Origin of the sequence: Enterococcus sp. DIV1420a (genome assembly GCF_051712165.1) — a bacterium.
Lineage (GTDB): Bacteria > Bacillota > Bacilli > Lactobacillales > Enterococcaceae > Enterococcus > Enterococcus faecalis.
This window is the reverse complement of the sequence record NZ_JBIOOI010000001.1, coordinates 1,524,519-1,547,353: the sequence shown is the minus strand read 5'-3', so window position 1 is coordinate 1,547,353 and position 22,835 is coordinate 1,524,519. Positions and strand designations below refer to the sequence as shown.

The following is a 22,835-nucleotide window of genomic DNA, read 5'->3' as shown; positions in this document are numbered from 1 at the left end:
TACTTTCTTATCGTTTTGAAAGCTCTTCTTGCAATAACTTGTTAACCACACCTGGGTTTGCTTGTCCACGAGTTGCTTTCATAATTTGTCCAACAAGGAAACCAACTGCACGGTCTTTGCCGTTTTTAAAGTCATCAATTGATTGTTGGTTGTTGTCTAAAACTTCGTTAATCATTGGTAATAATTGCGCTGGATCAGATAATTGAACAAGGCCTTTTGCTTCGACAACTTCTTTAGCGTCTCCACCGTTTTCAATTAACTCTTTGAACACTTTCTTCGCAATTTTCGAGCTGATTGTGCCATCGTTAATCAAAGTAATCATACCCGCTAGATTTTCTGGTGTTAGTTTAGTATCGGCTAATTCAACTTTTTCACTGTTTAAGTAAGCAGAAACTTCGCCCATTAACCAGTTTGATGCTTGTTTCGCATCTGCACCGTTTGCTAAAGTTGCTTCAAAGAAATCTGACATTTCTTTCGTTAAAGTCAAGACCATTGCGTCGTATTCAGGTAACCCTAATTCACTGATATAACGGGCACGACGTGAGGCTGGCATTTCTGGCAAACTAGCGCGAACTTTTTCAATCCATTCATCATCAATTGAAAAACGAGGAACATCTGGCTCTGGGAAGTAACGGTAGTCACTTGAGCCTTCTTTAACACGCATAAGCAACGTTGTACTAGTTGCTTCATCAAAGCGGCGTGTTTCTTGTTGAATTTCGCCACCAGATAATAGGACTTTGGCCTGGCGCTTTTCTTCATAAGCTAAACCTTTTTTTACAAAGTTCATAGAGTTCAAGTTCTTTAATTCCGCTTTAGTACCAAATTCTTCTTGACCATACGGACGTAAAGAAATATTGGCATCACAACGCATAGAACCTTCTTCCATTTTCACATCAGAAACTTCTGTAAATTGGATAATTGAACGCAACGCTTCTAAATAAGCATACGCTTCTTCTGGTGAACGCATGTCTGCTTCAGAAACGATTTCAATTAAAGGCGTGCCTTGACGATTCAAGTCTACATAAGAATAGCCATCTGTGCCGTGAATATTTTTCCCAGCATCTTCTTCTAAATGCACACGTTCAATGCGAATTTTTTTCTTTTTGCCTTCGACTTCAATTTCAATCCAACCATCATGTCCGATTGGTTGATCAAATTGAGAAATTTGGTATGCTTTCGGGTTATCTGGGTAAAAATAGTTTTTACGGTCAAAATGTGTTTCTTTTGAAATTTCACAGTTCAAAGCAAGTGCTGCTTTCATGCCAAATTCTAAAGCACCTTTATTCATCACAGGTAAAACACCTGGGTAACTCCAGTCAACCACGTTTGTGTTGCTGTTTGGTTCTGCTCCGAAATGCGCTGGCGCAGAGGAGAAAATTTTAGAGTTGGTTTTCAATTCTACGTGGACTTCTAATCCAATGACAGTTTCAAAGTTCATTAATCGTTCCCCCCTAAAATGACTGGTTTTTTCGTATGGAAATCTGTCGCTTGTTCAAAAGCATAGGCTGCTTTATACATTGTATGTTCGTCAAAATGTTTTCCAATAATTTGTAAACCAACTGGCAAGCCTTCTGAGAAGCCTGCTGGAATTGACATGCCTGGTAACCCAGCTAAGTTAACAGGAACAGTTAAAATATCATACATATACATCGTGATTGGGTCATTGATATTTTCACCCAAACCAAAAGCAACAGTTGGTGTTGATGGGCCAATGATTAAGTCATAATCCGCAAAGACATTCTCAAAATCTTGTTTGATTAGTGTACGGACTTGACCAGCCTTTTTAAAGTGCGCATCATAATAACCAGCACTTAAAGAGAAGGTTCCTAACATAATCCGACGTTTAACTTCTGTTCCGAAACCTTCAGAACGTGAATTAACATAGACATCTTCTAGATTTTGGACATTTTCGGAACGGTAACCATAACGAATACCATCAAAGCGTTGTAAGTTTGAACTTGCTTCTGAAGAGGCAATAATATAATAAACCGCTACGCCGTATTTAGAATGTGGCAAACTAACTTCTTCCACCGTTGCTCCTAAAGATTTAAATGTTTCTGCTGCTTTTAATACCGCTTCACGAACATCAGGTTGTACCCCTTCACCTAAGTATTCTTTTGGTAAAGCAATTTTCATGCCTTTGATGTCGCCAGTTAAATCTGCCGTAAAATCAGGAACAGAAACGCCTGCAGAAGTGCCGTCTTTTTCGTCATAACCACTAATTGCATTTAAAGCTAAGGCATTGTCTTTAACATTTCGTGTCAATGGACCAATTTGGTCTAAACTTGAAGCAAAAGCAATCAAGCCAAAACGAGACACACGTCCATAAGTTGGCTTCAAGCCCACAATACCGTTGAATGCGGCTGGTTGGCGGATACTGCCACCTGTATCGCTCCCTAAAGAAACTGGGACTTGTCCTGCTGCGACAGCAGAAGCTGAACCACCAGAAGAACCGCCAGGAACTTTGGTTTGATCCCAAGCATTTTTTGTTTTCTTAAAGTAAGACGTTTCCGTACTTCCGCCCATGGCAAATTCATCCATGTTCAATTTTCCGACAGGAATCATATCTGCTTGATAGACTTTATCCATCACGGTCGCATCATAAATTGGGTCAAAATTGTGTAACATTTTTGAGCCAGCTGTTGTTAAAATATCTTTTGTGACAATGTTGTCTTTAATCCCAATTGGAATCCCAGCTAATGGATTACTTTCAGTGATGCCTTTTAAGTCAATCGCTTTGGCTAATGCCATTGCTTTTTCTTCACTAACTGTGATAAAAGAACCTAGTTGTTCTTCTGTATCTTGAATACGATTTAATGTTTCTTCGGTTAAATCAACTGCAGTGATTTCTTTTGAGACCAATAAATCATGTAACTCTGTTAACGATTTGTCGTATAATTTTTCCATTAGGCTCCTGCCTCCCCGTTATCCATAATTGCAGGCACTTTAATGTAACCATTCTCTGATTCCGGAACATTCCGCATTAATTCTTTACGGTCCATTCCTGGTGTCGCTACGTCTTCACGCATGACATTGATTGATTCATTCACATTTGAAGTAAAAGGAACCCCTGTTGTATCTACTTCTTCTAGTAATTCCACCATATCAATAATTTTATCTAGTTGATTGGTAAAGTCCGCTAATTCTTCTTCGGAGAAAGATAATTTTGATAATTTAGCGACATGTTTGACTTGTTCTTCTGTAATTGCCATAGATACCCTTCTTTCTATCATTTACTGAAATTTTCATTTTCAGATTAATCAATTGGATTGTATTTCTTTAAACAGCTTAGCACAGCTGTTCACTCTGTTCCCATTCTACCATAAAATGGTCGGATATTTTAGATGAAACCTTGAATTTCATTGATAATTTGTCGCTCGCAAAAATGACGGAAATATGTTATTATGAAAATGAAAAGAGAGATATGCAGGAACATACCTCTCTAATAGCCACTACCAGTTATAAGAACTGGTGGCTTACTGAGTTATTGGTTTTATTTCAAACGCTTAACCGTTCAGCTCCTCAAAGCTTATGAACGGTTATTTTTGTTGTCTAAGACAAGCGCTAAGATACTGAAGATAATGGTCACAACAAGCGTTGCAAAACCAATCATCAGTCCTAGCGCTGCTTCAACGGACAAAAACATTGCTCCTTTCGTTAAAGTAAGAAGAATTGCGCATAAGCATCAACCTCCTTTCTCAACTCAGAAAGTCCTCGTTCATATAACTTTTATGACTAAAATAAGTATACCATCAAATTACTACATAAAATCTGACAACGTTAATTTTTCTTCTTAAAAATGACTTGCATCTAACGCATCGACCATTTCTTGTTCATTCCAAACGGTCACGCCTAAGCTTTCAGCTTTGGTTAATTTACTGCCAGCATCTTCGCCAGCAACCACAATGTCAGTTTTTTTCGAAACGCTCCCTGTAACTTTTCCACCAAGATTTTCAATTTTTTCTTTAGCTTCTTCGCGAGTGTACTGCGTTAATTTCCCTGTTAAAACAACTGTTTTGTCTTTGAAAGGTGACTCCACTTCTGCTAATTGTTCTGTCCGGAGACCTTTATATGTCAAGTTCACTTGGGCTTTTTCCAGTTCAGCCATTAATTCATGAACTTCCTCATTTTCAAAATACGTCACAACGCTGTCGGCGATTGTTTCACCAATTGAATCCAAAGCCACAATTTCTTCCGCAGTTGCTCGACTTAAGGTTGATAAATCACCAAAATGCTCCGCTAAAATTTTCGCCGCTTTCGCCCCCACATGGCGAATCCCTAAGCCAAAAATCAAACGTTCGACAGAGTTTTCTTTACTCCCTTGAATGGCAGTATAAATGTTGTTTGCTGATTTTTCTTTGATTTTATCCAAAGTCATTAACTGTTCTTCTGTTAAGAAATACAGATCCGCTACGTCTTTCACTAATCCTTTGTCATACATTTGTGCTAACACTCTTGGCCCCAAGCCATCAATGTTCATTGCGTTTCGTGAGACAAAGTGATTCAGCCCTTCTTTAATTTGCGCAGGGCATTTTGGATTAATACAACGTAACGCCACTTCCTCATCTAAATGCACCAACTCACTATGACAAATTGGACAATGTGTCGGCATTTCATAAGGCTGACTATCGGCTGCACGTTTTTCAACTAGGACTTGCGCTACTTCTGGGATAATATCGCCGGCTTTGTAAATAATAACATGATCATTTAAACGGATATCTTTCATTTGAATAAAATCTGCATTATGCAAACTTGCCCGACTAACCGTGGTTCCCGCGACTCGTACAGGAGCCATGACCGCAGTAGGAGTGACCACTCCCGTGCGCCCAATTGTCCATTCAATATCTTCCACTACTGTCTCTGCTTCTTCTGGTGGAAATTTGTAGGCAATCGCCCAACGAGGTGCTTTGACAGTGAAACCTAATTCATCTTGCAACGCAAATTCGTTCACTTTAATCACAATTCCATCGATTTCGTATGGCAAAGTGCTCCGCTTTTCATGGTATTCTTCAATGTAGGCCCAAACTTCATCGATTGACTGACATAATTGACGTTCAGGATTGGTTCTAAAACCAATTGCAGAAAGCTCTTCTAATGCCTCAAACTGCGTCTTCGCTTTCATTGGTCCAAAGTCAGCAACTGTGTATAAAAACGTATTTAAGTTCCGTTTCGCCACAATTTTTGTATCTAATTGGCGCAAGCTTCCCGCCGCTGCATTCCGAGGATTGGCAAAAATATCTTGGCCATTTTCTTCACGTTCTTCATTCAATGCGACAAAGGATTGTTTAGGCATGTAGCACTCGCCACGAACTTCCACTGAAATGGGCTCCGTTAAACGCATCGGTACAGAGCGAACCGTTCGTAAGTTCTCTGTAATGTTTTCACCAACCGTTCCATCGCCTCGTGTTGCTCCGCGTACAAACACCCCGTTTTCATAACGTAATGAAATTGCTAACCCATCAATTTTCAACTCGCAACAGTAAGCAACGGGTTTACCAATCGCCTTACGAACACGTTCATCGAAAGCAAAAATGTCTTCCTTGCTAAATCCATCATTTAAACTATACATTGGAATGTCATGCGGAGCTTTTTCAAAACCAGATAAAACTTTGCCACCTACACGTTGTGTCGGCGAATCTGGCGTGATTAAATCAGGAAACTCCGTTTCAATATCGACTAACTCTTTATACAAACGATCGTAAACATAATCTTCTACGGATGGTTGATCTTTGACATAATATTCATGGGAATATTGATTGAGTTGTTTTCTTAATTCTTGCGCACGAGTTGTCGCCGCCGTTAATGTTAATGGTTGTTGTTCCATCGTAGAACTCCTCCTCATAAGTGTAATGCTCTCATCGTCTTTTTAACACATTTACACTAAGATAGAAAATAAAAAGAATTTATCTAATGGTGATTTCTCATTAAATCGCTGACCTATTTTGCATGTTAAATTTTTTCAATTGGTGCAAATGCCGCTAACAACCGTTTAATGCCTTTTTCTGGGAAAGCAATGTCCAACTCTAAGTCTTTGGCCGAACCGCCTACACGAACGACTGTACCAACGCCCCATGCTTTATGTTGGACCTTATCACCTGCTTGCCAAGAAACTTTTTCGCCACCACTTGCCACTTTGTTGCTAACTGATTTTGTAGCTGGCTGTGTATAAGCTGGTTTACTTGCACTGGGCTTGAATACTTTAGGATCAAAGGTACGCGCTGGAGCTTTCTGTAAATTGGCCGCCGCCCCTTGTTTCATTAAACGCTCCGCCTCAATTTCTTCTAAAAAGCGACTTGGTCGATTATATTGCGTGCGACCATATAATGTTCTCGAATAAGCATTCGTTAAGAACAGGGCTTCTTCCGCTCGTGTGATACCAACATAAGCCAAGCGCCGTTCTTCTTCCAGTTCACTTTCTTCTAGCATGGCACGTGATAATGGGAAAACCCCTTCTTCTAAGCCCATTAAAAAGACCACTGGAAATTCCAGCCCTTTGGCCGCATGCAACGTCATTAAGGTTACTTGTGAAGAGCTCTCTTCTAAATTATCTAAATCAGAAACCAAGGCTAAATCTGTTAAAAAATCCGCTAATTTTGTTTCTTCGCCATTTGGATCGTCGTTATTTTGCGCTTCAAAACGTTTATCAAATTCTTGTGTCACAGATAAAAATTCGTCCAAGTTTTCTAAGCGAGCTTGAGACTCTAAATTATTTTGCGCCATCAAAGCTTCCCGATAACCACTACGTTGTAAAGTTTCTTTCACCAATTCTGTAATCGTTAAATAGGGCACTGTTTTCATTAAGTCTTGAATCATCATGCCAAAATTACCAAGCTCTTTACCCGCTTTTCCTGAAATATTTGCCAAATCAACATTTTGGGCAGCTTCCAGCAAAGCCCAACCATGCGTATCCGCAAATAGTCGTAATTTTTCAATTGAACTTTTACCGATTCCTCGTTTTGGTTCATTGACAATTCGTTCAAAGCTGATCGAATCATCTGGATTGGCAATCAAACTTAAATAAGCCAAAATATCTTTAATTTCTTTACGGTCGTAGAATTTATGTCCGCCCACCATGGTATACGGAATATTAGATTTCAAGAGCATTTCTTCCACTACACGGGATTGGGCATTGGTCCGATATAATACCGCAAAATCACCATAAATTCGGTCATTTTCCCGCATTTCTTTTTGGATTTGGCTCACAATAAATTGTGTTTCATCCCGTTCTGTGTCCCCACGATAATAGACAATTTTTTCACCGTCTATATTTTCTGTCCACAGTTCTTTCTCGCGGCGGTTACGGTTATTTTTGATGACATCATTCGCAGCCGCCAAAATGTTTTTGGTGGACCGATAATTTTGTTCTAGCAAAATTACACTGGCATCTGGATAATCTTTTTCAAAATCCAAGATATTTTGCATATCCGCCCCGCGCCAACCATAGATACTTTGGTCGGCATCACCTACGACACACAGATTTTTGAAACGTGCAGCCAATAAATTGACTAAGGTATATTGTGCATGATTGGTATCTTGGTATTCATCCACATGAATATAGTGAAATTTATTTTGGTAGAAAGCCAACGTATCTGGTTGTTCATTGAATAAACGAATCGTATTCATAATCAAATCATCAAAATCCATACATTGGTTTTTGCGTAATTCTTTTTGATAGGCTTCATAGCATTTTGCGACAATTTCTTCATATAAGGAACCTTGCATTTCAGCAACTTTTTCAGGCGTTTGTAATTCATTTTTGGCATTGCTAATCGTACCTAAAATTGAGCGAGGATCATATTTTTTTGAATCAATATTTAAGTCGTTTAAGATGCGTTTCATTAATGTTTTTTGTTCCGATGGGTCAATAATTGTAAAATTACGGTTGTAACCAATCTGATCCACATCACGACGTAAAATTCTTACACACATGGAGTGAAAAGTGGAGACCCATACATCTTCGCCACCCGTTTCCAGTAGTTTATTTACACGCTCTTTCATTTCTTTAGCAGCTTTATTGGTAAACGTAATCGCCAAAATATTCCATGGATTTACTTCTTTTTCCTCAATTAGATAGGCAATTCGGTGTGTTAAAACCCGCGTTTTTCCACTACCAGCACCAGCCATGACTAACAGTGGTCCTTCTGTATGCAAAACGGCTTCTTCTTGTCGAGGATTCATTCCCTGAACCAAGGCATGTTTTTGTGTCATATTAAACGTCCTCTCTCTTTTTTCAATCTTATACAGTATACCAAAAATCCCTTTGAAGTTCTTTAGAAAAGAACAAAAAATCTTTTTCTTTTTATATGAAATTTTCTTGTAAATCAAGTCAAACCGCAGTACATTAGTAAGTAGTGATGGAGGCTAAAAATGAAATGAATAATGATGTACATGAAATTAAACAATTAGATGGTACCCGAATCGGCTTTATCCTTAAAGGCATCGTCGTCGGAATTCTGGTCGGCTTTGTTGTCAGCTTATTTCGCTTAGGCATTGAAAAAATTGGCGAACAAGTCGTGCATCTGTATCAAACGTTTCACGAAAAACCCTTTTGGATGATTCCTTGGTTCTTATTTTCTCTCGTGCTTGCTTATTTATTAGGACGACTGATTAAGAGCGAACCAGCAATTAAAGGCAGTGGCATTCCCCAAGTGGAAGGACAACTTCAAGGTCAATTAGAAATTCATTGGTTTCCAGTGCTTTGGAAAAAATTTATCGGTGGGATCTTAGCGATTAGTCCTGGGCTATTTTTGGGACGTGAAGGTCCTTCAATTCAACTAGGTGCAGTGGTTGGACAAGGCTATAGTCAATGGCGGCAAAGCACCAAGTCTGAAGAAAAAATTTTAATCAGTAGTGGTGCCAGTGCTGGTTTAGCCGCCGCTTTTAATGCACCAATCGCAGGACTTTTATTTGTTCTAGAAGAGGTTCACCATTCCTTTTCACCTTTAGTTTGGTTAACCTCTTTTTCTGCGGCCATTTCCGCTAACTTTGTTTCTTTGCATTTCTTCGGATTACAACCAGTTCTTTATATTGGTCCCGTTAAATCTTTGCCTTTAGAGTACTATTGGACATTAGTCCTGCTGGGCGTTTTGCTAGGATTATTAGGTTGGATATATCAAAAAACATTGTTGTCCTTACCAAAAGTATATGGAAAAATCAAAGGCCTTTCTTCTAATTATTATGGTTTTGTTCCTTTTATTTTGATTTTACCGATTGGTTATTTCTTTCCACATTTACTTGGCGGTGGGAATCAAATTGTTTTAGCTTTAGGCAATCAACCGACTACGATTTGGGCTTTAGTCGGCTTACTGGTTTTACGTTTTGTTTTTTCAATGGTTTCTTACGGTTCGAATCTCCCTGGTGGTATTTTCTTGCCTATTCTAACTTTAGGTGCCATTATCGGAACATTGTATGGCAGTCTACTTGTCCAATACGTAGGGATGGATCCAATTTTTGTGAAAAACTTTTTAATTTTTGCCATGGCTGGTTATTTTACTGCGATCGGCAAAGCACCGTTAACAGCGATTATTTTAGTAACAGAAATGGTCGGCAATTTTTCTCATTTAATGTCTTTAGGGGTTGTCGCTTTAGTTAGTTATATTACCATCGATAGTCTTGGCGGCAAGCCAATTTATGAAAGCTTATTAGAACGTTTGGTTCCTTCTAAAGTAAGTAATATTCGTGGCCACAAAACGATTATTGAATTACCTATCACTGCAGAAAGTTCCTTAGATGATACGATGGTACGTGATTTTGTCTGGCCTAAACAAATGTTGCTCACTTCCATTCGCCGTGGCGAATCGGAAATTTTAACACATGGTGATACTGTTATGCATGTTGGCGATGTGCTCATTATTTTGACCGATGAAAAACTCGCTTACCAAGTCAAAAAAGAGATTTATCAAAAAACTTTACCGAATGATTTAGTGAATTAAAGAAAGCTGCTGAACCTGAGTTCAGCAGCTTTCTTTTTTTATGACTGTTTTTTAATTTTTTTGAATGTTTTTGACCGTTTTAGATTGATTAGCGTTTTCATTTGTGCTATTATATCCATGAAATGAGGGATGAAAATGCTTACGGAAGAACGACATCAAAAAATTTTACAATTGTTAGATCAAAAATCAGTCGTCAAATCGCAAGAACTTGCTAGCTTGTTCAATGCTTCAGAATCCACAATCCGCCGCGATTTACAAGAATTAGAAGACGCCAATTTGTTAGAACGCATTCACGGCGGCGCTAAGCGTATTCTTAATTTAGGCTTTGAACAAAACATGACGGAAAAATCAATCAAAAACACGCACGAAAAGCAAAAGATTGCTTCTTTAGCCGCTAGTTGTGTACAAGATGGCGATATGATCTATTTAGATGCTGGTTCAACCACGTTAGAAATGATCCCTTTTTTAGTTGGGAAACAAATCCATGTAGTGACGAATTCCGTGCATCACGCTGCAAAACTTAGCGATATGGAAATTCCCACTATTATGCTTGGTGGTACTTTGAAGCTCTCCACTAAAGCAATCATTGGTGCCACTAGTATGGAACAGCTACAACATTTTCGTTTTAACAAAGCTTTTTTAGGAACTAACGGCGCACATTTAGAGTTTGGTTTAACGACGCCTGATCCCGAAGAAGCAGCGCTAAAAGCCTTGGCTATTCATCAAGCAGAAACAGCCTATGTTTTACTGGATCATACAAAATTTAATGAAGTAACGTTTACCAAAGTGGAAGAATTAGAGTCAGTTACTTTACTAACTGACTACTGCCCTGCTGAATCGCTTCAAGGATTCCAGCAAAAAACTATTTTAATGGAGGCAAACAAATGATTTACACAGTGACTTTAAACCCTTCTATCGACTTTATCGTTCATGTCGATCATCTACAAATTGGTGATTTAAATCGGATGACGAATGATTTTAAATTACCTGGCGGCAAAGGAATCAACGTTTCACGTATTTTAAAACGTATGGAGACAGAATCCACTGCCTTAGGTTTTTTAGGTGGTTTTACAGGCTCATTCATTGCCGATTGGTTGAAAAAAGAAGAAATCCAAACGAATTTCACTCCCGTGTCTGCTGATACACGAATCAACATTAAATTGAAATCAGATACTGAAACAGAAATTAACGGCTTAGGACCTGCTCTAACAAACGAAGAAATTCAAGAACTAAAACAAGCAGTCAGTCGTGTTCAGGCTGGTGATATTGTTGTTCTTTCAGGAAGTACACCTGCTTCTCTACGCAAAGGATTTTACGAAGAATTAATCCAAATTGTGAAGGAAAAAGGCGCAGAATTTGTTATTGATACGACAGGTGAAGATTTAATGAACGCTTTGCCACAAAAGCCTTTATTGGTCAAGCCAAACAATCATGAGTTGGCAGAATTATATCATACAACCTTTACAAGTGTTGAAGACATTTTACCTTATGGACATCGGTTACTAGAAGAAGGAGCGCAACACGTAATTATCTCAATGGCTGGTGATGGTGCATTACTTTTCACAACAGAAGATGTTTATCGTTCCAACGTTTTAAAACGCCCACTGAAAAATTCTGTTGGCGCTGGCGACTCAATGATTGCTGGTTTTATTGGCAACTTTTCAAAAACACAAGATCCTTTAGAGGCTTTCAAATGGGGTGTCGCTTGCGGTAGCGCGACTGCTTTTTCTGATGATTTAGCCTCAGAAGATTTTATCCAAGAACTTATTCACGAAGTAACAATTGAAAAAATTTCAGAATAAATCCACTAAGGGAGGAAAATAGAGTGAACATTAATGATTTATTAATAAAAGATGTCATGATTATGGATTTACAAGCTACTGATAAAAAAGGCGCAATTGATGAAATGGTCCAAAAATTATACGATGGTGGCCGCATCTCTGACATTGACACTTACAAAGAAGGAATTTTAAAACGCGAAGCACAAACATCGACTGGTTTAGGCGACGGCATCGCTATGCCTCACGCAAAAAATAGTGCCGTAAAAGAACCGACAGTTCTTTTCGCTAAAAGTAAAAAAGGTGTTGATTATGAAGCACTAGATGGACAACCTACTTATCTATTCTTCATGATTGCTGCTCCAGAAGGCGCCAATGATACACATCTCCAAGCGCTTGCGGCCCTTTCTCGATTACTTATTGATCCAGACTTTGTTGGCAAATTGAAAGAAGCGGAAACTCCAGAAGCTGTACAAGCACTTTTCCAAGCAGCGGAAGATCAAAAAGAAGCGGAAGAAAAAGCAGAACAAGAACAAACAACGCCAGCACCAGAAAGCAATCGTAAATATATTATTGCTGTGACTGCTTGTCCTACAGGAATTGCTCATACTTACATGGCCGAAGATGCACTGAAGAAAAAAGCAAAAGAAATGGGCGTAGACATTAAAGTAGAAACAAACGGTTCAGAAGGAATTAAAAATCGTTTAACTGCTGAAGATATTGCTCGTGCTGATGGCGTGATTGTCGTAGCCGATAAAAAAGTAGAAATGAATCGTTTTGATGGTAAAAAATTAGTCAATCGTCCCGTCAGTGATGGAATTCGTAAAACCGAAGAACTAATTAACTTAGCCATTAGTGGTGAAGCTCCTACTTTCCATGGCAGTGACTCGGCTGCAAGCGATCAAGAGGATTCAGCGGAAGGTTCAATCGGTTCTCGTATCTATAAAGATTTAATGAATGGTGTTTCTCATATGTTACCTTTCGTTATTGGTGGCGGAATTGCCATTGCTCTTTCCTTTATGATTGATCAATTTATCGGAGTTCCTCAAGATCAATTAGCCAACTTAGGTAATTACAATGACGTAGCTAGCTGGTTTAACCAAATTGGTGGCGCAGCATTTGGCTTTATGTTACCTGTCTTAGCTGGTTTTATTGCTTCTAGTATTGGGGATCGTCCAGGCTTAGTCGCTGGTTTTGCGGCTGGTGCGTTAGCAAACGCTGGCGGAGCTGGGTTCCTTGGGGCCCTAATCGGTGGTTTCTTAGCTGGTTATGTAGTGGTTCTTTTACGTAAAGTCTTCAAAGGCTTGCCAAAATCATTAGATGGAATTAAAACCATTTTATTCTATCCAGTTTTTGGTTTGATTATTACGGGCTTATTAATGTTAGTCATTAACATCCCGATGAAAGCAATTAATGATGCGTTAAATCATTTCCTACTTGGCTTAGATGGCACAAATGCTGCTTTACTTGGTGCCTTATTAGCTGGTATGATGGCCATCGACTTAGGTGGACCAGTTAACAAAGCTGCTTATGTTTTCGGTACAGCTACGCTAGCAAGTACTGTTGCAGAAGGTGGCAGCGTGGTCATGGCTTCTGTAATGGCTGGCGGAATGGTTCCTCCATTAGCAATTTTCGTAGCAACTCGTTTATTTAAAAATAAATTTACAAAAGATCAACAAGACGCTGGCTTAACCAATATTGTAATGGGACTTTCTTTTGTCACTGAAGGGGCAATTCCTTTTGCAGCAGCTGACCCATTACGTGTGATTCCAAGTTTCGTGGTAGGTTCTGCCTTTACTGGTGCGTTGGTTGGTGCGTTTGGTATCAAATTATTGGCACCACATGGAGGAATCTTCGTCGTCTTCCTATTAAGTAATCCATTACTATATCTATTGTTCATCTTAATTGGGGCGATTATTTCAGGAATTGTCTACGGACTTTTGAAAAAACCTGTCGAAGTACCTGCTTAAAAAAACAGCAAAAAAGCGATTCAACCATGGTTGAATCGCTTTTTTATTATTTTCTCTTTATCGCATAATTTTCTAAATACTCAGGATTTCCTTTGCTTCTGATATACGTATACACGCCCATCACAAAGGCCCCAAGGGTATTGGTAAATAAGTCCCCCATCGTATCCATTAAAGCAGCACGCCCAATAAACGGTTGGCCGTTGGACATATTATAACGTTGTAAATTCATGTTCCCTAATGAATCGCAGATAAATTCCCAAAATTCCCAGAAGACGCCACAAAGCCCTGCAAATGCAAACCCAAATAATAAAAATAACCACGGGGAAACATCGGCGTACTTCGTTTTCTTCAATAGGAAACCAGCAATACCATAACCAACAGCAGTTAACAGCATCGGACTAACAAAGTGTAAAATTTTATCCCAGAACGAAATGATTGAGATCATATGCAACGAGGTTCCTAGGAATACTGAAATAAATAAGAAAAACCAGTAAAAATAAACGATAGTCGGTGGCATAATAATTTTTAAAAATTTATTGACAAGATCCGGTAAAAAGATTAGACCAATTCCAAGTAAACATTCGATAACAAACGTCACACCTTGTTTTGTTGAATACTTGGCCGTAAAAAATTCCCAGAGATTGTACGTCAAGCATAAGATGCCAAACACCACTAATCCATATTTAATTTTCGAATAATTTTTATCCATTTTGACACACCCTTTCAAAAGTTATTTTATATGAAAAAAACTGTAGATGAAAGACACCTTCCATCTACAGTTTTAGAAAACTCTATCGAATGAAGAGCTTATTAAAAATGTTTATTTTTCAACAGCTGTTTCAGTAATTGTTTCAACAGCACGTTTCATACGAATATCGTGTTCTAACATGTCGTTGTTTAATACTTTACGTACTTGTGCTTCAGGCATGTTGTATTGTTCTGCTAAATCTTTCACTTCAGCATCGATGTCTTCTTGTGTTACTTCGATGTTTTCAGCTTTGGCAACTGCTTCAATCACTAAGTTTGTTTTTGTGCGTGTTTCTGCTTCGCCTTCAAATTGTTTGTGTAAATCTTCTTCTGTAGAACCAGTTAATTGGTAGTACATTTCAGGAGAAATTCCTTGGCGTTGCATGTTGTTTAAGAATTCATCCATTGAACGGTGAACTTCGTCGTGAACCATTACGTGTGGTAATTCAACGATTTCAGCATTTTCAACAGCTAAACGAATTGCTTCTTCGTCTTTTGCTTCTTCAGCTGCTGCTTCTTTTGCTTCTGTCAATTCTTTACGGAATTTTTCTTTTAATTCGTCTAATGATTCTACTGAATCGTCAACGTCTTTTGCAAATTCATCATCCAATTCTGGTAATTCTTTTGCTTTTACTTCATGAACAGTTACTTTGAAGACTGCTTCTTTACCAGCTAAATCTTCTGCTTGGTAATCTTCAGGGAAAGTAACGTTTACTTCTACTTCTTCGCCAGCTTTTTTGCCAACTAATTGGTCTTCAAAGCCTGGAATAAATGAATTAGAACCTAATTCTAATGAGTAATTTTCTCCTTTGCCGCCTTCAAATGCTTCGTCGCCTAAGAAGCCTTCAAAGTCGATAACTACAGTGTCGCCGTTTTCAGCAGCGGCATCTTCTTTGATTACTAATTCAGCTTGAGATTCTTGTTCGCGTTTCAAACGTGCTTCCACATCTTCATCTGTTACTTCACGGTCTTGTTTAGACACTGTTAAGTTTTTGTATTCGCCTAATTTTACTTCAGGTTTTACAGTTACTTCAGCAGTGATAACCCAGTCTTCCCCTTTATTCATGCTTTCAACATCAATTTTTGGTTGTGCTACTGGTTCAATTCCTGCTTCTAAAACAGCCGCTTCATATGCTTCTGGTAAAACAGCATTTAACGCATCTTCGTATAACGCTTCTTCTCCATACATACGGTTAAAAACAGTACGTGATACTTTTCCTTTACGGAAACCAGGTACGTTTAAGTTTTTTTTCACTTTATTGAACGCTTGCGTTAATCCTTTTTCGATTACTGCTTGTTCGATTGAAAAAGTTAATACACCATCATTAGTGCCTTTTTTTTCCCATTTCGCAGACATTTGTTTCCCTCCGAATAACATTTAATTTTATACATCAAACTTTATTTATGCATACCTTTAAATAGTACACTATCCCTAGGAAAATGTAAATATTTTAAGTGCTAAGAAGTGAAAGAAAGACTCGATTTTTAGCAAACTATCAGCTTTTTAATTTTTTCGGATTAAAAAAGCATAGAATTTCGAGAAATTTCCTTCTTAAAACACTAAAAGATTGTGAACAAAATATCTTGTTCACAATCGGATGTAATCGCTTTACTTTATGAATGGCCCATTATAGAATGTATGTACTCAATATTTACGCATTATATATTTTCGTCATTATACATATAATATCAAAAAAGGAGAGGATGGTTTTGAATAAGTTCGTCTGGGGAATCTTTTCTTGCATCATATCATGGCTTTTTTTATCGCTGACTCAACCTTTGATAGCTCATTCTGAAACACTGAACCCTACAACTCACGCCTCTACTTTTAGTGAAACATTTACTTCAGTTTCAACAGAACAACAAACAACTCAAGCAACCGATATCGTGGAACAAGAAACCGAGCAAACCCATGCTTCCTCTGAAAACGATGAACCTATGGCACCTACGCCAGCTAGTGTTTCTGTTGGTAATAGCACCTTAAAAAGTACCTTAAGCACGGGAACGTATAACCAAGATATTATCACACTTTCGTATGAATACAGTGTGACACTTATCGGCTTAGCAATTAATGATCGACCGATTATTGCTATTCAACTTCCTACAGAAATTTCAAGCCAGTTAGATAACGACACTCTAAAGCAACAAGATTTTCTGACTCTTTTAACAGGGACTGTCAGTTATCCAGGAACAGCCACTCAAGATATTCACAGTTCAACTAACGGCGTCAGTCTCTCTTATAGTAGCACTTATCATTCTGTTTATCTGACTTTTCCAAGTAGCACCTTGGTGTTACTTCCCGGAACCAAATGGTCTGCCGCCATTTCTTTTGATGTGGGCGCACTTTATAAACGAGGAATTTCAATCCCTCCTGCTCTTAACGGCAAAGACTATCCGATTCGAGGAACCTTTACAGATGTTGGCACTGGATTAGGCGCAATTAATATTATTATTGGGAATAATACAAAAACAGGCGTAATTAGCAAAGCTCAACTTAATTTAGGGAATTATCCCGTTCCTCAAGTCACACCAGCCAAACTAACTCAACCAAATCATCTGGACACTACTGTAACAGGGACCATTCAACAAGTACAAGACCCAAACTATAGCTACTCTGTTCAATTAACCTTGAACCCCTATGATGGAACCACTACCCCCATAGTGGTGAAGGGAATTTCTGTTGATGCAGCTGGAAATTTCTCGACATCGTTAGCTTCACCATTAGAATATGGCGACACGCTCTCTACAATTGTCTTTGCTCGTTCCAAAACGTCAACCGACTATATTCAAAGCAGCCCCTCAGCTGACCAAAGTGTCAATTGGTCAATCCAACCAGTCACAAACGTAGTCGCTAATGCTGGCTCAACTCAACTTTCAGGTAAAGCTTCTCAAGCATCTAACGGAACCTATCAAGTTAAAGTACAAATAAATGGTGGTTCTATTTTCACAACGTCCTTAGATTCCAATGGCCATTTTCAATTTGCTAATTTACCCACTTTCCAAGGGGGAGAAACGGTCAGCTTGTGGGTCCAAGGGCTCAGCAATCGCACTGGCCTGCCTTTGCTAACCAGTTCTACTGTTTCTCAAACAGTTGCTTATTCTGTGCCTCAACTAACGGTCACGCAAATCATTGAGCGGAAAAATGCACAAGGGCTCTGGGAAGCTGCAAACTCTGTCGTAAGTGGTCAAATCATTCGTTTTACGTTAACCACACGTTTAACCAATCAACCAGCAACGTGGATGAATCAGCAATTACGAGCAACGGTGCCTAAAGGACTGTCCCAACTTTCAGCTGCTACATTAACAAAACAATCAGCAGCAGGTTTAAGTACGCCAATAGCTGGGCTTCAACTTTTAACTGATAGTTCCACTGGTTTGCCGTATTGGAGTTATCATAATTCGCTGCCAGCAGATAATTTTACGGAAGCCAATACACAATTCACCTTACAATATACAGCAACGGTTACAGAAGAATGGATAAACCAATTTCTTTTATTTTCTAGCACGGTTACTGGCAATGATGGTGGCGGAACGCCAATTACGCCAATCACTAAGGAACAGTCTTTACCTATCAAAAACGGTACCCTCCGTTTTGTGCAGATGCCAACTACAGTTTCCTTTAAAAATTTACCTTTTCCCAGCAAACGAACCATATACTCACCATCGACCATCAGCGCTCCTTTCCTCATTGCCGATGGTCGAGTTGCAAAAACACCATGGCACTTGTTGGTAAGAGAGAGTCAGCCCATGCATTCAACTTCTACAAATAAAACGATCCAGCAAGCTTTCATTTATCGAAAAAACGGCAGTGATTTTCCTCTCTCCTCTTTAGCAACCGAAGTTTATCAATACACCGCAACGGACGATAACAATGTAGAAATTCCTTGGAACCAACAAAATGGACTTTTTTTAAGCGTTGCTCCTGACCTTAATTTAACGGTCAAAGAATCTTACACTGCCGAATTACAATGGATTCTTTCTGATACACCCCTCTAATTAGGATTTAGCTTTTTTAAAAGTTAAAAATAAACAAGAAAGAAGGAATAAAAAATGAAAAAGATCGTGCGCATTTCAAGCATTTTGTTCGTTGCTACGCCTCTTATGCTTTTAAATAGTCCAAAAGTTGAAGCAGCTCAAGTCGCTTCTATTCAATCCAACGCTGATATTACGTTTGCTCTTGATAATACTGTCACGCCACCTGTCAACCCGACGAACCCTTCTCAGCCTGTGACACCTAATCCTGCTGATCCTCATCAACCTGGTACAGCCGGCCCCCTTAGTATTGACTATGTTTCAAATATCCATTTTGGATCAAAACAAATTCAAGCCGGAACAGCGATCTATTCGGCACAACTGGATCAAGTGCAAAATAGTACTGGCGATTTAATTAGCGTGCCAAACTATGTCCAAGTAACTGACAAACGTGGTCTAAATCTTGGCTGGAAATTATCAGTTAAACAGAGTGCGCAATTTGCTACAAGTGATTCAACACCCGCTGTTTTGGATAATGCGTCCTTGACCTTTTTAGCAGCAACACCCAATTCAACACAGTTACTTTCTTTGGCGCCATTAACGGTCCCAGTAACCTTGGATCCAACTGGTGCCGCCACTTCTCCTGTGGCGACTGCCGCTCTTTCAACAGGAATGGGCACTTGGACATTAGCTTTTGGTAGCGGAGCGACCGCTGCTCAAGGCATTCAATTAACTGTTCCTGCGACAACGAAAAAAGTTGCAGCTAAACAATATAAAACAACGCTTACTTGGATTTTGGATGATACACCACTTTAAAAGAAAACAAACAAGGTATTGCATGAAACAACTTCATGCAATACCTTCTTATAAAAAATTGTCAAAAAGGAGTGCACACTATGAATCAGCAGCTTTTTAAATGGCTCCATGCTATTAGCGTCATCATTTTTTTATTTTTTATTGGCTCTTATTCTGTAGAAGCAAGCGAAATGACTTTTTCTGTAAAAGCCATTTTACCCGACAATCAACGAACCAAAGAGACAAGTTATTTTGATTTACGTGTCGCTCCAAACCAAACACAAAAGCTACAAATCGAACTAACGAATCAAACAGCCAACGACATTACCGTGCTAGCTTCAGCCAATGCAGCGATTACTAATGATAATGGCTTGGCAGATTATTCTCATGCTGAAACAAAAAAAGATCCGTCTGCACCTTTTACTTTTAATGAGATTGCGCAATTACCAAAAGAAATCCACCTACCTAAACACTCAACCAAGACTGTTGAATGTCAGCTTACTTTACCGGAAAAACCATTTAATGGGTATGTTTTAGGAGGACTCTACTTTGAACAAAAGTCAGATGAACAACCTGCTCACTCAGAAAACGGCGTGGCCATCAATAATCGTTTTTCTTATGTAGTCGGTGTCTTACTTAGTGAAACAGATGAACCTGTTCAGCCAGAATTATCTTTAAATGAAGTAAAAACCGATCAAGCTAACGGTCGTAACCGCGTATTAATGAATCTCCAAAACAAACAAGCGGCTATGATTAAAAAATTACAAGTCGATGCCTCTTTATATTATGAAAAAGAAGCTAAACCTCGCTACGAAAATCACCAAGAGTCGTTAACAATGGCCCCTAATACAAATTTTAATTATCGGATTGACTTAAAGGAACAACCTTTTGTTCCTGGAAATTATACTGTAAAAATCAAAGCAAACGATGGCTATCAAGACTATTCGTGGGAAAAACACTTAGTTATCCAAGAAAAAGAAGCTAAAAAATACAATGCTACCGCCGTCAACCTCCCACCTGAAAAACACACCAATTTCCCTTGGAAACTGGTGAGTAGCATCACGCTAGTTTTTCTATTCATTTTGGGAAGCACGATTTATTATTTCAAGAAAAAAATACGTGAAGCGCAACAATAAAAAAGCACATCGACAATTGTCGATGTGCTTTCATAATCACTTAATTATTTTGTATATTCTTCAACTAATGCAACGACTTCTTCCATCGTGTCGCATTCTTTTAATGCGCGGTCAGCAAGTTCAGCCATTTTAGTTGTGTCTAGACGTTTCATCAAGCTACGTGTTTTAAGGATAGATGTAGCACTCATTGAGAACTCATCTAAGCCCATACCCAATAGTAATGGAACAGCTGTTTGATCGCCCGCCATTTCACCACACATACCAGCCCATTTACCTTCAGCGTGTGCTGCATCAATTACATTTTTAATTAAACGTAAGATTGATGGGTTGTATGGTTGGTATAAGTAAGAAACGCGTTCGTTCATACGGTCTGCCGCCATTGTGTATTGGATTAAGTCGTTGGTTCCAACACTAAAGAAGTCTACTTCTTTGGCAAATTTATCAGCTAATACGGCAGCTGCTGGAATTTCAATCATAATACCTACTTGGATATCTTTTGAAACTTCAACACCTTCGTTGACTAATTTTTGTTTTTCGTCTTCAAAGATTGCTTTCGCTGCTCTAAATTCTTTCAAAGTAGCAACCATTGGGAACATGATACGTAAGTTACCATGAACAGACGCACGTAATAATGCACGCATTTGTGTACGGAACATGCCGTCACCTAGTTCTGATAAGCTAATACGTAATGCACGGTAACCTAAGAATGGGTTCATTTCGTGTGGTAATGTTAGGTAAGGAAGCTCTTTGTCCCCACCAATATCCATTGTACGAACCACAACGGGTTTTCCTTCCATTCCTTCAAGAACTGCTTTATACGCTTGGTATTGGTCCTCTTCAGTTGGAAAGTCAGATGAATCCATGTATAAGAATTCTGTACGATATAAACCAACAGCTTCGCCGCCGTTTTTGTGTACGCCTTCTAAATCTTTTGGTGTACCAATGTTTGCAGCTAACTCAACATGTTTGCCGTCAGCTGTCACTGTTTCTGCATTTTTCAGTTTATCCCATTCTGCTTTTTGATCTGCATAAGCTTTTGCTTCTGCTTCAAATTCAGATTTTTCAGCATCTGTTGGGTCAATAATAACATCCCCAATGATTCCGTTCACTGCTAAAATATCGCCTGCTTTTACTTTGTCAGTAATTTCTTTTGTACCAACGATTGCAGGGATTTCTAACGAACGAGCCATGATTGCTGAGTGAGAAGTACGTCCGCCGATGTCTGTCACAAAGGCTTTAACATACGTACGGTCTAATTGTGCAGTATCACTAGGTGTTAAGTCATGGGCAACCACGATTACTTCTTCGTTAATCATTGAAGGATTTGGAAGAGTCACACCTAATAAATGTGCTAAGATACGTTTGGCAACGTCACGAATATCTGCTGCACGCTCTTGCATGTAAGCATTGTCGTCCATTGCTTCAAACATACCAATATACATATCCGTAACTTCTTTCAAGGCAGCTTCTGCATTGACTTTGTTGTCTTGGATATTTTGTTTGATTTGACCAACCATTTCTGGGTCAGATAAAACCATTAAATGAGCATCGAAAACTTGCGCTTCTGCTTCACCAAGGCTTTGAGCTGCTTTGTCGCGAATTGCTTGCAACTCTTCAGTAGATTTTGCTAAAGCATCGTCTAAGCGAGTTGCTTCTGCATCAGTATCTTCTACGGAAGTTTTGTTGAAAGACAAGTCAGGTTGAACTAGCAGGTAAGCTTTAGCAACAGCAACGCCATCACTTGCGGCAATCCCTTTTAGCATCTCAGACATTATTCAGCCAATCCTTCTTTTTGTAATGTTTCAACGATTGCTGCCATTCCTTCAGCTTCGTCAGCACCATCAACAGTGATTGTTACGTCAGAACCTTGACCAACGCCTAAAGACATAACGCCCATGATTGATTTTAAGTTAACAGATTTACCTTTGTATTCTAAGTTAATATCTGAGTTAAATTTGCTTGCAGTTTGTACTAATAAAGTAGCTGGACGTGCGTGAATTCCTGTTTCTGCTACAATGTGAAATTCTTTCTTTTCCATATAAATCGGTCTCCTTCGTAAATAAAAAATTTTTATGTTAGGGTTTTCCTTTCTTGATACGCTAAAATCAAACGTCTACTCGAAAAAAGACCCTTTCAGTTTCTAAGATTACCATTTTTTTCTATCTTACACAACACTTTTTGCTTAAATTTCGTGATGTTTTGCACTGACTATTCTTCCTCTTTTTGGTAACGATAAATGATTCGTCCATTTAACCCCGCTTCTCCAACAATTTCCGCGCGGTCAGGTAAAGAAATCCAAGCATCACGAAATTGGAAAAATTCATTTTGCTCCACGATTAATTCAGAGATTTCTCCAGCTTTTAATGAAGCAATTTTTTCTACAAAAGGATTTTCAGCCATTGATTTCACCACTCTTTCTCTTAAATATCAACTCTTATAGTTTACTTGAAAATGGCGCAATTGTCTGTAAAAAAATCGAATCTTTGTCTTTTTTTAAACAAGGTC

Annotated in this window: 19 protein-coding genes; 8 read left to right on the top strand and 11 right to left on the bottom strand. The window is 38.8% G+C overall.

Annotated elements, in window-relative coordinates:
* Nucleotides 1-7: 7 nt before the first annotated feature.
* The 4 genes from gatB to IGI80_RS07815 form a co-directional block, all read right to left on the bottom strand.
* Entirely contained in the window at nucleotides 8-1,438 is a 1,431-nt protein-coding gene (gene gatB / locus IGI80_RS07830) for an Asp-tRNA(Asn)/Glu-tRNA(Gln) amidotransferase subunit GatB (protein WP_002358703.1), read from the bottom strand.
* The gene (gene gatA, locus IGI80_RS07825; RefSeq protein WP_438723190.1) at nucleotides 1,438-2,907 is read right to left on the bottom strand and encodes an Asp-tRNA(Asn)/Glu-tRNA(Gln) amidotransferase subunit GatA; all 1,470 of its coding nucleotides are present in this window, start codon (nucleotides 2,905-2,907) and stop codon (nucleotides 1,438-1,440) included. The genes gatB and gatA overlap by 1 nt, the downstream gene beginning before the upstream one ends.
* The gene (gene gatC / locus IGI80_RS07820; protein ID WP_002355569.1) at nucleotides 2,907-3,212 is read right to left on the bottom strand and encodes an Asp-tRNA(Asn)/Glu-tRNA(Gln) amidotransferase subunit GatC; all 306 of its coding nucleotides are present in this window, start codon (nucleotides 3,210-3,212) and stop codon (nucleotides 2,907-2,909) included. The genes gatA and gatC overlap by 1 nt, the downstream gene beginning before the upstream one ends.
* A gap of 317 nt (nucleotides 3,213-3,529) precedes the next feature.
* Nucleotides 3,530-3,616: a putative holin-like toxin gene (locus IGI80_RS07815; RefSeq protein ID WP_438723440.1), complete on the bottom strand. Its 87-nt coding sequence runs from the start codon at nucleotides 3,614-3,616 to the stop codon at nucleotides 3,530-3,532.
* Between IGI80_RS07815 and IGI80_RS07810 the strand changes: the two genes are divergently transcribed.
* Entirely contained in the window at nucleotides 3,582-3,797 is a 216-nt protein-coding gene (locus IGI80_RS07810; RefSeq protein ID WP_002382998.1) for a hypothetical protein, read from the top strand. The genes IGI80_RS07815 and IGI80_RS07810 overlap by 35 nt on opposite strands.
* Here IGI80_RS07810 and ligA read toward each other — a convergent pair.
* Together ligA and pcrA are read right to left on the bottom strand one after the other, a co-directional pair.
* Complete coding sequence (gene ligA / locus IGI80_RS07805) at nucleotides 3,794-5,824, bottom strand: NAD-dependent DNA ligase LigA (RefSeq protein WP_002375948.1); 2,031 nt, start codon at nucleotides 5,822-5,824, stop codon at nucleotides 3,794-3,796. The genes IGI80_RS07810 and ligA overlap by 4 nt on opposite strands.
* Before the next feature lie 125 nt (nucleotides 5,825-5,949).
* Nucleotides 5,950-8,208, bottom strand: a complete 2,259-nt coding sequence (gene pcrA / locus IGI80_RS07800) for a DNA helicase PcrA (RefSeq protein WP_010708284.1) — start codon at nucleotides 8,206-8,208, stop codon at nucleotides 5,950-5,952.
* 164 nt (nucleotides 8,209-8,372) lie between these two features.
* On the opposite strand from pcrA, the gene IGI80_RS07795 reads away from it, so the two are divergent.
* The 4 genes from IGI80_RS07795 (at nucleotide 8,373) to IGI80_RS07780 (ending at nucleotide 13,680) form a co-directional block, all read left to right on the top strand.
* The gene (locus tag IGI80_RS07795; protein ID WP_033625954.1) at nucleotides 8,373-9,932 is read left to right on the top strand and encodes a ClC family H(+)/Cl(-) exchange transporter; all 1,560 of its coding nucleotides are present in this window, start codon (nucleotides 8,373-8,375) and stop codon (nucleotides 9,930-9,932) included.
* Between the two features lie 135 nt (nucleotides 9,933-10,067).
* The gene (locus IGI80_RS07790; protein ID WP_002381250.1) at nucleotides 10,068-10,820 is read left to right on the top strand and encodes a DeoR/GlpR family DNA-binding transcription regulator; all 753 of its coding nucleotides are present in this window, start codon (nucleotides 10,068-10,070) and stop codon (nucleotides 10,818-10,820) included.
* The gene (gene pfkB, locus IGI80_RS07785) at nucleotides 10,817-11,734 is read left to right on the top strand and encodes a 1-phosphofructokinase (protein ID WP_438723189.1); all 918 of its coding nucleotides are present in this window, start codon (nucleotides 10,817-10,819) and stop codon (nucleotides 11,732-11,734) included. Before IGI80_RS07790 ends, pfkB begins: the two co-directional genes overlap by 4 nt.
* 23 nt (nucleotides 11,735-11,757) lie before the next feature.
* On the top strand, nucleotides 11,758-13,680 hold the full coding sequence (locus IGI80_RS07780) for a PTS fructose transporter subunit IIABC (protein ID WP_438723188.1): 1,923 nt from the start codon (nucleotides 11,758-11,760) through the stop codon (nucleotides 13,678-13,680).
* Nucleotides 13,681-13,726: 46 nt separating this feature from the next.
* Here IGI80_RS07780 and IGI80_RS07775 read toward each other — a convergent pair whose 3' ends face one another.
* Together IGI80_RS07775 and tig are read right to left on the bottom strand one after the other, a co-directional pair.
* A complete protein-coding gene (locus tag IGI80_RS07775) occupies nucleotides 13,727-14,389 on the bottom strand; it encodes a hypothetical protein (protein ID WP_002366175.1) in 663 nt (220 codons plus the stop codon).
* Between the two features lie 111 nt (nucleotides 14,390-14,500).
* Entirely contained in the window at nucleotides 14,501-15,784 is a 1,284-nt protein-coding gene (gene tig / locus IGI80_RS07770) for a trigger factor (protein WP_002355556.1), read from the bottom strand.
* Between the two features lie 263 nt (nucleotides 15,785-16,047).
* On the opposite strand from tig, the gene IGI80_RS07765 reads away from it, so the two are divergent.
* From IGI80_RS07765 to IGI80_RS07755, 3 genes are read left to right on the top strand one after another with little or no spacing between them, the layout of a single operon-like run.
* The gene (locus IGI80_RS07765) at nucleotides 16,048-18,423 is read left to right on the top strand and encodes a hypothetical protein (protein WP_438723186.1); all 2,376 of its coding nucleotides are present in this window, start codon (nucleotides 16,048-16,050) and stop codon (nucleotides 18,421-18,423) included.
* A 54-nt stretch (nucleotides 18,424-18,477) separates the two neighbouring features.
* Complete coding sequence (locus IGI80_RS07760) at nucleotides 18,478-19,215, top strand: WxL domain-containing protein (RefSeq protein WP_002358689.1); 738 nt, start codon at nucleotides 18,478-18,480, stop codon at nucleotides 19,213-19,215.
* A gap of 35 nt (nucleotides 19,216-19,250) precedes the next feature.
* Nucleotides 19,251-20,330 (top strand): DUF916 and DUF3324 domain-containing protein, encoded by a 1,080-nt coding sequence (locus tag IGI80_RS07755; RefSeq protein WP_002399431.1) that lies wholly within the window; start codon nucleotides 19,251-19,253, stop codon nucleotides 20,328-20,330.
* Between the two features lie 44 nt (nucleotides 20,331-20,374).
* On the opposite strand, the gene ptsP is transcribed toward IGI80_RS07755, so the two are convergent.
* The 3 genes from ptsP to IGI80_RS07740 all read right to left on the bottom strand — a co-directional run bounded on the left by ptsP (nucleotide 20,375) and on the right by IGI80_RS07740 (nucleotide 22,730).
* The gene (gene ptsP, locus IGI80_RS07750; RefSeq protein ID WP_010712008.1) at nucleotides 20,375-22,102 is read right to left on the bottom strand and encodes a phosphoenolpyruvate--protein phosphotransferase; all 1,728 of its coding nucleotides are present in this window, start codon (nucleotides 22,100-22,102) and stop codon (nucleotides 20,375-20,377) included.
* Complete coding sequence (locus IGI80_RS07745) at nucleotides 22,102-22,368, bottom strand: phosphocarrier protein HPr (RefSeq protein ID WP_002355551.1); 267 nt, start codon at nucleotides 22,366-22,368, stop codon at nucleotides 22,102-22,104. Before IGI80_RS07745 ends, ptsP begins: the two co-directional genes overlap by 1 nt.
* Nucleotides 22,369-22,538: 170 nt before the next feature.
* Nucleotides 22,539-22,730: a hypothetical protein gene (locus IGI80_RS07740; RefSeq protein ID WP_002366170.1), complete on the bottom strand. Its 192-nt coding sequence runs from the start codon at nucleotides 22,728-22,730 to the stop codon at nucleotides 22,539-22,541.
* Nucleotides 22,731-22,835: the final 105 nt, after the last annotated feature.